The 13,116-nt window shown below is 62.3% G+C and carries 13 protein-coding genes; 7 read left to right on the top strand and 6 right to left on the bottom strand.

Annotated features, from left to right (window positions below; translation table 11 throughout):
* Window positions 1–529, top strand: a 529-nt coding sequence (locus WBR57_RS24620; protein ID WP_424087457.1) for an energy transducer TonB, incomplete at its 5' end; no start/stop codon positions are given.
* Window positions 522–974, top strand: a complete 453-nt coding sequence (gene rimI / locus WBR57_RS24615) for a ribosomal protein S18-alanine N-acetyltransferase (protein ID WP_003188286.1) — start codon at window positions 522–524, stop codon at window positions 972–974. The genes WBR57_RS24620 and rimI, both read left to right, overlap by 8 nt.
* Before the next feature lie 120 nt (window positions 975–1,094).
* On the opposite strand, the gene WBR57_RS24610 is transcribed toward rimI, so the two are convergent.
* Window positions 1,095–1,499 carry a serine kinase/phosphatase gene (locus WBR57_RS24610; RefSeq protein ID WP_424087454.1) on the bottom strand — a complete coding sequence of 135 codons (405 nt, stop codon included), beginning with the start codon at window positions 1,497–1,499 and terminating at the stop codon, window positions 1,095–1,097.
* Between the two features lie 151 nt (window positions 1,500–1,650).
* Between WBR57_RS24610 and can the strand changes: the two genes are divergently transcribed.
* Entirely contained in the window at window positions 1,651–2,295 is a 645-nt protein-coding gene (gene can / locus WBR57_RS24605; protein WP_003188288.1) for a carbonate dehydratase, read from the top strand.
* Here can and WBR57_RS24600 read toward each other — a convergent pair.
* The 4 genes from WBR57_RS24600 to WBR57_RS24585 form a co-directional block, all read right to left on the bottom strand.
* Entirely contained in the window at window positions 2,292–2,816 is a 525-nt protein-coding gene (locus tag WBR57_RS24600; protein ID WP_424087452.1) for an SET domain-containing protein-lysine N-methyltransferase, read from the bottom strand. The two genes, can and WBR57_RS24600, sit on opposite strands and share 4 nt — an antisense overlap.
* Before the next feature lie 179 nt (window positions 2,817–2,995).
* Window positions 2,996–4,696 (bottom strand): acid phosphatase, encoded by a 1,701-nt coding sequence (acpA, locus tag WBR57_RS24595; protein WP_424087450.1) that lies wholly within the window; start codon window positions 4,694–4,696, stop codon window positions 2,996–2,998.
* 114 nt (window positions 4,697–4,810) lie between these two features.
* Window positions 4,811–5,131 (bottom strand): hypothetical protein, encoded by a 321-nt coding sequence (locus WBR57_RS24590; RefSeq protein ID WP_424087448.1) that lies wholly within the window; start codon window positions 5,129–5,131, stop codon window positions 4,811–4,813.
* A 132-nt stretch (window positions 5,132–5,263) separates the two neighbouring features.
* Window positions 5,264–6,682, bottom strand: coding sequence for a short-chain fatty acid transporter (locus WBR57_RS24585; protein ID WP_424087446.1), 1,419 nt, complete (start codon window positions 6,680–6,682; stop codon window positions 5,264–5,266).
* 186 nt (window positions 6,683–6,868) lie between these two features.
* Here WBR57_RS24585 and WBR57_RS24580 point away from each other — a divergent pair, with 186 nt between their 5' ends.
* Window positions 6,869–8,158: an MFS transporter gene (locus WBR57_RS24580; RefSeq protein ID WP_424087444.1), complete on the top strand. Its 1,290-nt coding sequence runs from the start codon at window positions 6,869–6,871 to the stop codon at window positions 8,156–8,158.
* A 3-nt stretch (window positions 8,159–8,161) separates the two neighbouring features.
* On the opposite strand, the gene WBR57_RS24575 is transcribed toward WBR57_RS24580, so the two are convergent.
* Window positions 8,162–9,532 carry a gluconate:H+ symporter gene (locus WBR57_RS24575; protein WP_056859179.1) on the bottom strand — a complete coding sequence of 457 codons (1,371 nt, stop codon included), beginning with the start codon at window positions 9,530–9,532 and terminating at the stop codon, window positions 8,162–8,164.
* Window positions 9,533–9,748: 216 nt separating this feature from the next.
* On the opposite strand from WBR57_RS24575, the gene WBR57_RS24570 reads away from it, so the two are divergent.
* The 3 genes from WBR57_RS24570 to WBR57_RS24560 all read left to right on the top strand — a co-directional run bounded on the left by WBR57_RS24570 (window position 9,749) and on the right by WBR57_RS24560 (window position 13,109).
* Window positions 9,749–10,654 carry a cation diffusion facilitator family transporter gene (locus WBR57_RS24570; protein WP_424087442.1) on the top strand — a complete coding sequence of 302 codons (906 nt, stop codon included), beginning with the start codon at window positions 9,749–9,751 and terminating at the stop codon, window positions 10,652–10,654.
* 109 nt (window positions 10,655–10,763) lie between these two features.
* Window positions 10,764–11,984 carry a TolC family protein gene (locus WBR57_RS24565; RefSeq protein WP_424087441.1) on the top strand — a complete coding sequence of 407 codons (1,221 nt, stop codon included), beginning with the start codon at window positions 10,764–10,766 and terminating at the stop codon, window positions 11,982–11,984.
* An 18-nt stretch (window positions 11,985–12,002) separates the two neighbouring features.
* Entirely contained in the window at window positions 12,003–13,109 is a 1,107-nt protein-coding gene (locus WBR57_RS24560) for an efflux RND transporter periplasmic adaptor subunit (RefSeq protein WP_424087439.1), read from the top strand.
* Window positions 13,110–13,116 lie beyond the last annotated feature (7 nt).

The raw sequence follows: 13,116 nt of genomic DNA, 5'->3' as shown, positions 1-13,116 counted from the left end.
GGTGGTGGCCGAAGAGGCCGCCCCGGTGGTCAAGGCCCCGGTGGTGCCGCCGCCGCGTTTTGCCCTGCAATTGCTGCGCGCCGGGCGTTGCCTGCTACTGGTGGAATTGCCCACCGGCGAACGCTTCCAGACCCGCGACCCGGCCTACATGCTGCTCAAGGACATGCTGCGCGCCGCCGGCTTGCCCGACAGCCCGCAGATCGTCGGTGACCCGGTGCGCTGGCCACTGCTGGTGCGCGGCACCATGGACCAGGGCCCGGAAGCCGCGCGGGATTTTGTCCAGGGTTTTGTCTCGGCGCGCCTGGAAGACGAACCCTGCGTGTGCCTGTGGCTGATCGGCCTGCCCGCCGTGCGCTTTGCCGGTGAAGCGAATGCCGAAGCCTGGTACCGCGAGCTGCAGGTCGAAGGCCTGGGTTCGGTATGGGCCCTGCCGGGCCTGGAATTATTAATGGAAGAGCCACAGCGTAAGGCTGATGTCTGGCAAGCCATGCGCCGGCTGATGGCGCGCTGGAAAACAACCGATGAGTGAGGCTTTATCCTTCCGCCCGATGACCGAGGCTGACCTCGACGCCGTGCTGAAAATCGAATACGCGGCGTTCAGCCACCCCTGGACCCGCGGGATCTTTCTCGATGGGCTGGGCAAGTACCAGATCTGGCTGATGTTCGAAGGTGAGCAGCAAGTGGGCCACGGCGTGGTGCAGATCATCCTCGATGAAGCGCATTTGCTGAATATCACCGTGAAGCCGGAAAACCAGGGCCGTGGCCTCGGCTTGGCATTGCTCGAACACTTGATGTCCCGCGCCTATGCCGCCAACGCGCGCGAATGCTTCCTGGAAGTGCGTGACAGCAATACCGGCGCGTTCAGGTTGTATGAACGTTATGGCTTTAATGAAATCGGTCGCCGCCGAGACTATTACCCGGCCGTGGGTGGCCGCGAAGACGCGGTCGTAATGGCGTGCACCCTGGTCGACTGAGGCCTGAAATCCAACGTGGGAGCGGGCTTGCTCGCGAATACGGTGTATCAGTCAGCAATGTACTGACTGATACACCGTATTCGCGAGCAAGCCCGCTCCCACATTTTTAACCGCGTTTTTTCAGCGGTTACCGTCGACCGGATCGAGATCCGCCAGTTCGGCTTCATCCAACCCATTGCCGCCGCCAATGTCATCTTCATCGACGATGCTCAAATCGAAGTCCGCCGGGTTGTCTTCACCTTCCTCCCGAGCATCCCGCGCGCCATCCTCATGGATCAGCGTTTCCGGGCTCATGTCGTCGTCGGTCGGCTCATGGTCATCCGTCGAAGCACCGGTCATCCCGGCCTCACGCACGCGTTCGTCGGGCATCAAGTGCTCGCGCTCACGCGGCGGGATTTCATCGCCGATTTCCGCCGTCGGTCCTTCTTCGTCAAAATCCAGTTCGCGCATCGAGCCCATGCGGTCTTCGTTGTCGTCAATCGGTTCGGGCTGTGTAGCGCCGTAGGGACGTCGTGATTCAGTCATGGCCAATCCTCATACTGTGGGGCTTATAGTGTGTGGACAGGCATGGCTCCCCAAGATTCAAGTAATTGCCAGCCGGCTATCTTTATTCCCGGCGTGACCCGGATGGGCGGTCGTGTGTCAGAGCTGTGCATCATTCCTGAGGCTTTCCCTGATGAACGAACTACAAGACCTGCTTGATAACAACGAACGCTGGGCGGATGCGATCAAACAGGAAGATCCCGAATTCTTCGCCAAGCTTGCCCGCCAGCAGACCCCGGAATACCTGTGGATCGGCTGCTCCGACGCCCGCGTACCGGCCAACGAGATTGTCGGCATGCTGCCGGGTGATCTGTTTGTGCACCGCAACGTGGCCAATGTGGTGCTGCACACCGACCTCAATTGCCTGTCGGTGATCCAGTACGCGGTCGACGTGCTCAAGGTCAAACACATCCTGGTCACCGGCCACTATGGCTGCGGCGGCGTGCGCGCCTCGATGCAGGACCGCCAGTTCGGCCTGATCGATGGCTGGCTGCGCACCATTCGCGACCTCTATTACGAGAACCGCGACGTGTTGGCCCAGCTGCCGACCGAAGAAGAGCGCGTCGACCGTATGTGTGAGCTGAACGTGATTCAGCAGGTGGCCAATGTCGGCCATACCAGCATTGTGCAAAACGCCTGGCACCGCGGGCAGAGCCTGTCGATCCACGGCTGCATCTACGGCATCAAGGACGGCCGCTGGAAGAGCTTGAACACCACCATCAGTGGCTTCGAGCAGCTGCCGCCGCAATACCGCCTGCGTCCGCTGGGCGAAGCCTAAGTTCGTTTACGCATCCTCCAGCGGGTCATGAATGCCTGGCCATCGGCATTCAATGGCTCCTGGCTGCCGGTGATCCAGCCCCGGCAGTTCAGCTCGCCGCACTGGCAAGCGAACTGCCGGAACAGCGCATCCTCGGTGCTGGCGTAATCCAGGGTCAGCAGGACGCCGGCAGCGATGGGCTGCACGCTCCAGAGCTCCAGGTACGTACTGTCGATAAATACATTCGGGTTGCAGGAATGCCGCAGCAGGCCGCAGAACCAGCAGTCATACAAGTGGATGCGTGCCGACAGCTGAAACGAATGAGGGCGGCGCTCGCTCACGGCGTAGCCGGAGATTTTGGCAATGCGCATGCGGCTGTCAAAGTCTTTGCGAGCCTGGATCCCCGCCACCGTGCCATCCGCGGCGTGCATCACCTGGAAGTGCTCGGATGAGGGGTAGCCGTGTTCGGCGATCAGCGTCTTGAAGGGGTACAGGCAATCACTCACAGCAGTTTTAGCCTTGTCCATGGCTCGAGTTTTCATGACTCTCCTTGGTTGGGCTGCATCGACCTGCGGAGGATGTCTGACGGCCAGTCTTGCAGCAGATGGGCCCGGCTCAAGACTTACCGAAGACAGAACCGATTTCTACTGTTAAATCTGACAGTAGAATTCGGTTTTTTTTTGTGCGTACTCAAGGCTGGGGCGCGGTGTTTGCGGCCAACCTAGGCGTCGAATTGCAAGGCGTTACTCAGGTCGCCCATGGGCTTTTGGCCGCGGGCGATCATCGCCTCGTCACGTTGTTTGAGGCCGTCGAGTTTTTCCAACCGGAACACTCGGGTGATCAGGCGCAGGATCGACGCGGTGTCGTACACCGTATGGTCCACCGTGCCTTTGCGCGCAAACGGCGAAACCACGATAGCCGGAATCCGCGTACCCGGGCCCCAACGGTCGCCCTTGGGTGGTGCGACGTGGTCCCACCAGCCGCCGTTTTCGTCGACGGTGACCACCACCACCATGTTTTTCCATTGCGGGCTTTCCTGCAGCACTTTCAAGGCACGGGCGATATGGCGGTCACCCGAAGCCACGTCGGCGTAACCGGCGTGCATGTTCAGGTTGCCCTGGGGCTTGTAGAAGCTGACGGCAGGCAGCTTGCCAGCTTGGGCGTCGGCGAAGAACTTGTTGGTGCTCGACTCGTCGCCCAGGCCGCCGTCACGCAGGCGTTTGTCACGCTCGGCGCGGTTTTCCGGGCCTTGTCGCTTGAAGTAGTTGAATGGCTGGTGGTGGTACTGGAAGTTGGGGATTTTCGGAATGCCGCCCGAATCCTTGAACTGATCCAACGTGGCCTGCCAAGCCCCGGCGTACCAGGCCCAGTCGATGTTGTTTTTCGACAGTTTGTCGCCGATATGCTCGTGGGTTTGCGGCACCAGCACGTTGGGCAGGTCGGGTTTTGAATAGTCCGGGTTCTGTGGGTCGCGGATCCAGGTCGGCCAGTAGGGCGGGGCCAGGGTGTTTACGGCGTAACCGTCCGGGGTCAGCGCGCTGGGGCCGAACTGCGGCGGGCCCGTCATGGCGCTGGCGGGAGACGTGCCCAGCGGCTTGAGGCGCGGGTCGGTGGGGTCGTCGCTCTGCAGCGTGGCGATCTGCGCCTTGGCCACCGATTGCACCGCATTCGGGTAAAACGGCGCAGTGGCACTGATCAGGTATTGATGGTTAAGGAACGAGCCGCCGAAGGCGCCCTGGAAAAAGTTATCGCAGAGTACGAACTCCTTGGCCACGTCCCACAGGCGCAGGGAATAGCGGCTCTGTGCGTAATGGCCCATCACCAGGCCACCGGCGTCGGCCCAGGCGACAAAACCGTCGTTCTTGCCGCCGTTGATTTGCATCTGGTTCTGGTAGAACACGTGCCACAAGTCGCGGGTCACCAGGCTCAGGGGCAGGTCCTCGGCGTTTGGCCCCTTGAGCGCGAATGGCGCGTTGGGCAGGTTCTCCTGGAATTGCACCTCGCTGGGGTAGGTCACGCCGTCCACGCTTTGCGGGCCCACTTGCAGTACGCCACCCCAGGCTGGGGGCAGGGTGGTCAATACCGCACCGTCGCGGTCGCGCTGTTGGTAATCCGTAGTGGAGAGTGCCGACAGCGGTTTCTCCACACCGGGGAAGTCCGCAAACAGGTTGTTGAAACTGCGGTTCTCGGCATAGATCACCACCACGGTTTTCACCTGCTCGTGCAGCGCCTTGTCCAACTCCTGCGGCGTGAGCGGCCGCGCCACCGGTTTGCCCGGTGCTTCACTGGTATTGCCGCAGGCACTCAAGGTCGCGCCGACCCCCAGCACCGCCGCGCCCCCCAGGAAGCGCCGGCGGCTGGTGTCTACCGGTGGTTGGGCTACGGAGTCGGGGGCAGGGCGGTCTTCGTGCGCGTCGCTCATTGCGGGGCTTCCTGGCGAGATGTTGCAAGATATTTCGCAGGACGGTAGCAATGGAATGTGACGGAACGAAGACAGTGGCTGGAGCGACGAGGCGGCTCATTGAGCGTGTGGCGGTTACAGCAACTGCAACGCCAATTGGCAGCCGACGCGCAAGTACTCGACCTGGGCGACCACCGCGTCCCTGACGATCGCCTCGCCGGTGTCGGTCAGCTTGGCCTTCTTTGCATCGATCACGCTGGTCTGGAGGAGCTGCATGGCGACATCCATTGCCTTCTGGAAGGCTGTCAGGTTGTTGTGCAAGCCGAACTCCTGAACCACGGCATTCATGCGGCAATCGGCATTGTCGCGCAGGGTCTGGTACTCAACGAGCGATACGTTACCGTCCTTGTAAATGGCAGCGATCAACTCTTCCAGCGATTTGGATAGGGGCGTCATCGGATTTCCTTGGTGTCAGGTGAGGAGTTACCCGAGTCAGGTTAATCAAAGACGCTGGTGGCAGAAGTCAGGGGTAGTCACCGCATTGAGTGGGACAACCCCTGCGCATTTACTCAGAAAAACCGCTTTGCCCTATGGCATCACCGGCGGCAAATACTTCAACGTCGTGCCCAGCGCCCACAACAGCAACAACACCAGCGGCGTGTGCACCAGCAACTGCACGAACGAAAAGCCGATCAGATCCCGCGCCTTCAACCCCAGCACGCCCAGCAGCGGCAGCATATAGAACGGGTTGATCAGGTTCGGCAGCGCCTCGGCCGCGTTGTAGATCTGCACCGCCCAGCCCAGGTGGTATTCGAGGTCGTTGGCCACTTGCATCACGTAAGGCGCTTCGATGATCCACTTGCCGCCGCCCGACGGGATAAAGAAGCCCAGCACCGCCGAGTACACGCCCATCAGCAAGGCGTATGTATCGTGGGAGGCGATGGAGGTGAAGAAGGTCGAGATATGGTGCGCCAGGGTCTGGCCGTCACCCCCCTTGACCACGGTCATCAGCGCGGCGATCGAGCCATACAGCGGGAATTGGATCAGCACGCCGGTGGTGGTCGGCACGGCCCGGGCCACGGCGTCGAGGAAACTGCGCGGGCGCCAGTGCAGCAGCGCGCCGACCATGATGAACAGGAAGTTATAGGTGTTCAGCCCCGAGATCGCACTGATCGCCGGCTTGGTCGAGAACTCATGGAACAGCCAGCCGGCGGCCAGCAGCGCCAACAAGATGGTCAGCAGCGGGCTGTGCTCCAGCCATTCGCCTGGGCGCGTCGGTGGCTGCGGCTTGGGCAGGTTGAAGGCCGGGTCGACGCCGCAGGCCTTGGCGTCACGGGCGCTGTTCGGGCCGGGCGCCGTGGCATAGGCGATGATCAGCGACACCACGATCAGCGCCAGCAACAGCACGCCGGATTGCCACAGGAAGATAGTGTCGGTGAACGGGATCATGCCGGTGATCGATAAGATCGACGGCGGCAAGCTCGCCGGGTTGGCCTGCAATTGCGCGGCCGACGACGACAGCCCCAATGCCCACACCGCACCCAGACCGAGGTAGGCCGCAGCGCCGGCCGCGCGGTAGTCCATGCGCAAGTCCGTGCGCCGTGCCAATGCGCGCACCAGCAACCCTCCGAACACCAGGGACAAGCCCCAGTTGAGCAGCGAGGCCACCATGGAAATCAACGCGACCCAAGCCACCGCCGAACGGCCGTTTTTCGGGATGCGCGCCAGGCGGTCAATCAGCTTCACCGCGGGTGGCGAGCTGGCGACCACGTAACCGCCGATCACCACAAAGGCCATCTGCATGGTGAACGGGATCAGGCTCCAGAACCCGTCGCCAAAGGCTTTGGCCGCCTCCGTCGGCGCGGCGCCCATGCCCAGGGTCGCTACGGCGACGATGATCACCGCAAGGGCGGCAAACACCCAGGAGTCAGGAAACCAGCGCTCGGCAAAATTGGAGCAGCGCAGGGCAAATCGGGCATAGCGGCTGTCTTCGATAGCGTCGGCCACGGGGCTTTCCTCTTGTATTTATTATGGGTGTTGGCAGTTTTACGGCATATTCCGCTACGGCCATTGATATGGGAATGCAGTTATCTTCATCGATCCATGAGGAAAACAAATATATCTGCCGCGATTGCCATCATCCGGCGCAACTCATAACCTGCACGCCATTTTGTCTGTCTGCCGAGCCTCAACATGACTGCCACCTTTGTTCCACAGGCGCAGCGGTTTTCCCGCTCCGACTACAAAACCCTGGGCCTGGCCGCCCTGGGCGGAGCCTTGGAAATCTACGACTTCATTATCTTCGTATTCTTTGCGCTGACCCTCAGCCAACTGTTCTTCCCGCCGGAGATGCCCGAGTGGCTGCGCCTGCTGCAAAGCTTCGGCATTTTCGTCACCGGCTACCTCGCGCGCCCATTGGGCGGCATCCTGATGGCGCACTTTGCCGATCACCTGGGGCGCAAACGCGTGTTCAGCCTGAGCATCCTGATGATGGCGCTGCCCTGCCTGCTGATCGGCATCATGCCAACCTACGCGCAAATCGGTTATTTCGCACCGCTGATCCTGCTGGTGCTGCGCGTGTTGCAGGGCGCTGCGGTGGGCGGCGAAGTGCCCAGCGCCTGGACCTTCGTCGCCGAGCACGCACCGCGTAATCACCGCGGCTATGCGCTGGGCTTCCTGCAAGCCGGCCTGACCTTCGGCTACCTGCTCGGCGCACTCACGGCGACGTTGCTCGCGCAAGTCTTCACCCCGACCGAAATCCTCGATTACGCCTGGCGTTTTCCGTTCCTGCTCGGCGGGGTATTCGGCGTGATCGGCGTCTGGCTGCGCCGCTGGCTCAGCGAAACCCCGGTATTCCTCGAAATGCAGGCGCGCCGCCAGGCCGCCGGGGAAATGCCGCTGCGCACCGTCCTGCGCGATCATCGCGCGGTGCTGCTGCCGGCGATGATCCTCACCTGCGTACTCACCTCCGCTGTGGTGGTGCTGGTGGTCATCACCCCGACCATGATGCAGAAAACCTTCGGCATGAGCCCCAGCCACACCTTCGCCTTGAGCGCGTTGGGCATTGTTTTTCTGAATATCGGCTGCGTACTCGCCGGGCTGCTGGTGGACCGCATCGGTGCCTGGCGCGCAGTGCTGGTCTACAGCTTGCTGCTGCCGGTAGGCATCGCGCTGCTGTACGCCAGCTTGATCAACGGCGGCATCTGGCTGGGCGCGGCGTACGCCGTGGCGGGCCTGAGTTGCGGGGTGGTGGGCGCGGTGCCGTCGGTGATGGTCGGCCTGTTCCCGGCGCAGGTGCGGGTGTCGGGGATCTCCTTCACCTACAACATCGCCTACGCGCTGTGGGCGAGTACCACGCCGTTGCTGCTGATTGCGCTGATGCCGACCAGCCCGTGGATTTGCGTGGGGTATTGTGTGGTGATGGGGGCGGTGGGGGTGGCGAGTGTGGCGCTGTTTGGCAAGCGCCACACCTTGGCCGCTTGAGCGTTAAGTCAGGAAGTGCCAGAGCAACAGCGTACCCACCAGGCCGACAACCGACACAATGGTCTGCAACACCGACCATACCCAGATCGTCTGCTTCAGCTGCAAACCAAAGTATTCACGTACCATCCAGAACCCGGCGTCGTTGACGTGGCAGAAGAACACCGAGCCGGCGCCAATCGCCAACGCTACCAGTGAACTCTGGGTCGCCGCCAACCCGGCCATCATCGGCGCAAGAATGCCTGCCGTGGTGGTGGTCGCGACGGTGGCCGAGCCGGTCGCCTGGCGCAGGGCCACAGCGATCAACCACGCCAGCAGCAGATACGGCATGTGCGCGCCTTCGGCGACTTTGCTGATGGTCTGGCTGACGCCGGCATCGAGCAGGGTTTGCTTGAGACCACCACCGGCGCCGATGGTCAGCAGCAACACGGCGATGGGCGCGAGGGCCTTGCGCAGGGTGTTGCCGACTTCAGCGCGCGGCATTCCGGCGGCCCAGCCCAGGCAGATGACGGCAGCGATTACGGCCAGACCGAGGGCAATCAGCGGTTCACCGAGGAATTTCAAGGTCAGGCCGACAGTGCTTTCGGCCGGCAATGCGACTTTGGCCAAGGTGCTGCCCAGCATCAAAATCACCGGCAACAGAATGATCAGCAACGACACGCCAAAACTCGGCTGGCGCGGGGCCTTGGGCGGTGCGCTGAACAACGCGCCGATGTCGGCTGGCTCATCCACGTGCAGGCGTTTGGATAGCCAGTTGCCGTAAAGCGGCCCCGCGAGAATCACCGCCGGCACGGCCAGGCAAAAGCCCAGCAACATGGTCAAACCCAGGTCGGCGTGCAGCGCGCCCACCGCGATCAATGGACCCGGATGCGGCGGCATCAGGGCGTGCAACGTGGTCATGCCGGCCAGCGCCGGAATGGCGATTTTCAGCAGCGGCTGGTTTGAACGTTTGGCCATCACAAAGATGATCGGCACCATCATCACCAGGCCTACTTCGAAGAACAGCGGCAGGCCGATCACCATCGCCACCAGCGCCATCACCCATGGCAACGACTTGCCCTTGCCCAGCCCGAGCAGGGTGGTGGCGATGCGGTCGGCGGCGCCGGATTCGGCCATCAGCGCGCCGAGCATCGAGCCCAGGGCAATGATGATCCCGGCTTCACCGAGGATCGCCCCAGCGCCCTTGCTGAAGGCTTTGGCGACTTCCTCAGGGGGTAATCCGGCGCCGACGCCAGCGATAAACGTGCCGATCAGGATCGACAGGAACGGCGGCAGTTTGGTCGCACTGATCAACACGATGATGCTGGCGATCGCCAGCAGGACGCAGAACATGAGGCGGGTGTCGTGAACCATCCACGCGGCGGTCGATAACTCCAAAACGGGACTCCTTATCGAACAGGTAGGCTAATTTGTTTCTTTTTGTTTCCTGCTCGGAAAGCATACCTGATACAACCGTTCCAGAGCGTTCCTGTGCGATTTTGGTGCGCTCAATCTAACGGCCAGTTGGCGTACAGATGACAAATTTGCAACCCATGCCTGGGCCTATGGCCTATAGCTCTATGATCAACAGACCACAGCCTTTGAGGACATTTCATGAGTGCAGGACATAGCCACGCCCAAGCACGCGCCGGCCACGAGCGTCTCCTGTGGATCGCCCTCGGCCTGACCGGCAGTTTCATGATTGCCGAGGTGATCGGTGCATTCATCACCGGCAGCCTGGCGTTGTTGTCCGACGCCGCGCACATGATGACCGACGCCCTGGCCCTGGCGATTTCCCTGGTGGCCATCCAGGTCGCCAAGCGCGCCGCCGACCGCAAGCGCACCTTCGGTTATGCGCGGTTTGAAATCCTGGCGGCAGCCTTCAATGCGCTGCTGCTGTTTGCGGTGGCGTTTTACATTCTCTATGAGGCTTATCAACGGTTGCAGGCCCCGGCCGAGATCCAGTCCACCGGCATGCTGGTGGTCGCGGTGATGGGGTTGGTCGTCAACCTGATTTCCATGCGCCTGCTCAGCGCCGCCAGTGGCGAAAGCCTCAACGTGAAAGGGGCCTACCTGGAAGTCTGGAGCGACATGCTCGGCTCCATCGGCGTGATCATCGCGGCGGTGGTGATCATGTTCACCGGTTGGGGCTGGGTTGATTCGCTGGTCGCGGCGGCCATTGGTTTCTGGGTGTTGCCGCGCACCTGGACGCTGCTCAAGGAAAGCATGAACGTGCTGCTGCAAGGCGTGCCGGACGGGATTGATATCGATCAGGTCGAGCAGGCCATTCGTGCAGTGCCTGGGGTTAAAGACGTGCATGACCTGCATATCTGGGCGCTCACCAGTGGCAAAAATGTTCTGAGCACGCACTTGGTGGCGGATTCGGCGCTGAGCTCCGAGCAACAAATCCTCAGCCAGGTAACCGAATTGCTGCACGAACAATTCGATATTTCCCACGCGACCATTCAGGTTGAAGGCGCAGGCTTTGAGCACGACGAACATGACGACGTGCATGCCTGATCCTGCCTAACGGATTTGTAATGTTCCGCCCACCGCTCTGATAAGTACCGAAAGCTACATTGCCCCCGCTGGGAAACCTCAGCGACTTCATGGGCGTGGAACTCTCGTTATGGCAATTTCCGTTAGAACACTGCTGGGCCTGGCGGCATTGTGGGTAGCCACCAGCGCTGCCCAGGCGCAGACCGTCACCCTCGACTCAGCCCTGCAAACCGCCTTCGCCAACAACCCGGACCTGGCCGCCGCGCAATGGGAAATCGACATCGCCGCGGGCGGTCGCCAACAGGCCGGGTTGATCCCCAACCCGGTGGCCTCCTGGGATGCCGAAGACACCCGCCGCGACACCCGCGTCACCACCCTCAAACTGAGCCAGACCCTGGAACTAGGCGGCAAACGCGGTGCGCGTATCGACGTCGCCACACGCGCCCAGGACGCCGCCGCGCTGGGCTTGGAACAGCGCCGCAACCTGTTGCGCGCCGAGGTAATCGACAGCTATTACGGCGCCCTGCGTGCCCAGGAACGCCTTGAGCTGGCGCAGCGCTCCCTGGCGCTGGCCGAGCGCGGCCTGGTGGTCGCCAAAGGGCGCGTCACCGCCGGTAAATCCTCGCCGGTGGAGACCACTCGTGCGCAGGTGCAGCTGTCTGAGATCCGCCTGGAGTTGAACCGCGCCCAGATCGGCCTGACCGACGCCTATCGCCGTCTCGCCGCCAGCACCGGCAGCGCCGCCCCCGACTTCCAGGCTGTTGCCACCCAACGCCAACCCGCACCGCCCTTGCCGGCTTCCGCCCAGTTGCTCGCGCGCCTTGAGCAAACCGTAGAGCTGCGTCTGGCTGAACTGCAGATCCTGCAGAGCGAAGCCAGCGTCGGCCTGGAAAAAGCCCAGCGCATTCCCGACCTCGATGTATCCATCGGCAGCCAGTACGACGCCGGTGCGCGCGAGCGGGTGAATGTGGTGGGGGTGTCGATGCCGATCCCGTTGTTCAACCGCAACCAGGGCAATGTGCTCGCCGCCAGCCGCCGTGCCGACCAGGCGCGCGACCTGCGCAATGCCGCCGAACTGCGGCTGCGCACCGAAACCCGTCAGGCCCTGGACTTGTGGCAAGCCGCGAATACCGAAGTGCTCGCCTTCAATCAGCAAATCCTCCCAGCCGCCCAGAGTGCGGTGGACGCCGCCACCCGTGGTTTCGAGATGGGCAAGTTCAACTTCCTCGAGGTGCTCGACGCCCAACGCACCCTGATCGCGGCACGTAACCAATACCTCACGGCGACCGCCCAGGCCACCGACGCCTGGGTGCGCATCGAACGGATCTACGGCGATCTCGCCCGGTTTTGATATTTTCTGGAGTCCCTTATGAACACACGACACGGCGTGGCGCTTGCCGTCGCCCTGGGCCTGATGATGTCCGGTTTTGCAGGCGCCGAGGAAGAGGAAGGCGAGATCGAACTCACCGAGCAGCAGATCCAGGCCGCCGGGATTCAACTCGCCCCGGCCCAACCTCGCGCGATCAGCACGTTGCTGACGCTGCCTGGCGAGGTGCGTTTCGACGAGGACCGTACGTCGCACATCGTGCCGCGCGCGGCCGGTGTGGTTGAGGCGGTGAAGGTCAACCTCGGGCAGTCGGTCAAGAAAGGTGAGGTGTTGGCAGTGATCGCCAGCCAGCAGATTTCCGATCAGCGCAGCGAGCTGGCAGCCAACGAGCGCCGCGTCGAACTGGCGCGCACCACCTTCCAGCGCGAGCGCCAGTTGTGGAAGGACGAAATCTCCGCCGAGCAGGATTACCTGCTGGCGCGCCAGACCTTGCAAGAAGCTGAAATCGCCCTGAACAACGCCCGCCAAAAGATGACCGCGCTCAGTGGCAGCGCAGTATTGGTCGGTGGCAATCGCTATGAATTGCGCGCGCCATTCGCCGGCATGGTGGTGGAAAAACACCTCGGGGTCGGCGAAGTGGTCGGTGAGACCAGCAACGCCTTCACCCTGTCGGACCTGTCCCAGGTGTGGGTTACCTTCGGTGTCTTTCCCAAGGACTTGAACAAGGTTCGGGTGGGTAAAGCGGTGAAGGTGATTTCGACCGAAATGGGCACTGAAGTGCTTGGCACCGTGGCCTACGTCGGCAACCTGCTGGGCGAGCAGACACGCACCGCCACGGTTCGCGTGAGCCTGCCCAACCCCGACCAGACGTGGCGCCCGGGGTTGTTTGTGACTGTGCAATTGGCCACCGACACTTACCAGGCCAAGGTCAGCGTGCCGCAAAGCGCGATCCAGACCGTCGAGGACAAACCCTCGGTGTTCGTACGCACCGAGCACGGTTTTGTCACGCGTCATCTGCAATTGGGCGTGAGCGAAAACGGTTACGTCGAGGTGCGCCAAGGCCTGGATGTCGGAGCCCAGGTAGCCACCGAAGGCAGCTTTATCCTCAAGTCCGAACTGGGCAAGGGCTCGGCCGAGCACGCCCATTGATCCTGCG

It is taken from the genome of Pseudomonas sp. (genome assembly GCF_049590575.1).
Classification (GTDB): Bacteria; Pseudomonadota; Gammaproteobacteria; order Pseudomonadales; family Pseudomonadaceae; genus Aquipseudomonas.
The sequence above is the reverse complement of the archived record's forward strand: the minus strand, read 5'-3'. Positions and strand labels throughout refer to the sequence as shown.

Coding starts and splice junctions, on each gene's coding strand:
- WBR57_RS24590 (WP_424087448.1), bottom strand. CDS start 5,131: ATGACGCCCCTATCCAAATCGCTGGAAGAGTTGATCGCTGCCATTTAC.
- WBR57_RS24610 (WP_424087454.1), bottom strand. CDS start 1,499: ATGACTGAATCACGACGTCCCTACGGCGCTACACAGCCCGAACCGATT.
- WBR57_RS24565 (WP_424087441.1), top strand. CDS start 10,764: ATGGCAATTTCCGTTAGAACACTGCTGGGCCTGGCGGCATTGTGGGTA.
- WBR57_RS24570 (WP_424087442.1), top strand. CDS start 9,749: ATGAGTGCAGGACATAGCCACGCCCAAGCACGCGCCGGCCACGAGCGT.
- acpA (WP_424087450.1), bottom strand. CDS start 4,696: ATGAGCGACGCGCACGAAGACCGCCCTGCCCCCGACTCCGTAGCCCAA.
- WBR57_RS24580 (WP_424087444.1), top strand. CDS start 6,869: ATGACTGCCACCTTTGTTCCACAGGCGCAGCGGTTTTCCCGCTCCGAC.
- WBR57_RS24560 (WP_424087439.1), top strand. CDS start 12,003: ATGAACACACGACACGGCGTGGCGCTTGCCGTCGCCCTGGGCCTGATG.
- rimI (WP_003188286.1), top strand. CDS start 522: ATGAGTGAGGCTTTATCCTTCCGCCCGATGACCGAGGCTGACCTCGAC.
- WBR57_RS24600 (WP_424087452.1), bottom strand. CDS start 2,816: ATGAAAACTCGAGCCATGGACAAGGCTAAAACTGCTGTGAGTGATTGC.
- can (WP_003188288.1), top strand. CDS start 1,651: ATGAACGAACTACAAGACCTGCTTGATAACAACGAACGCTGGGCGGAT.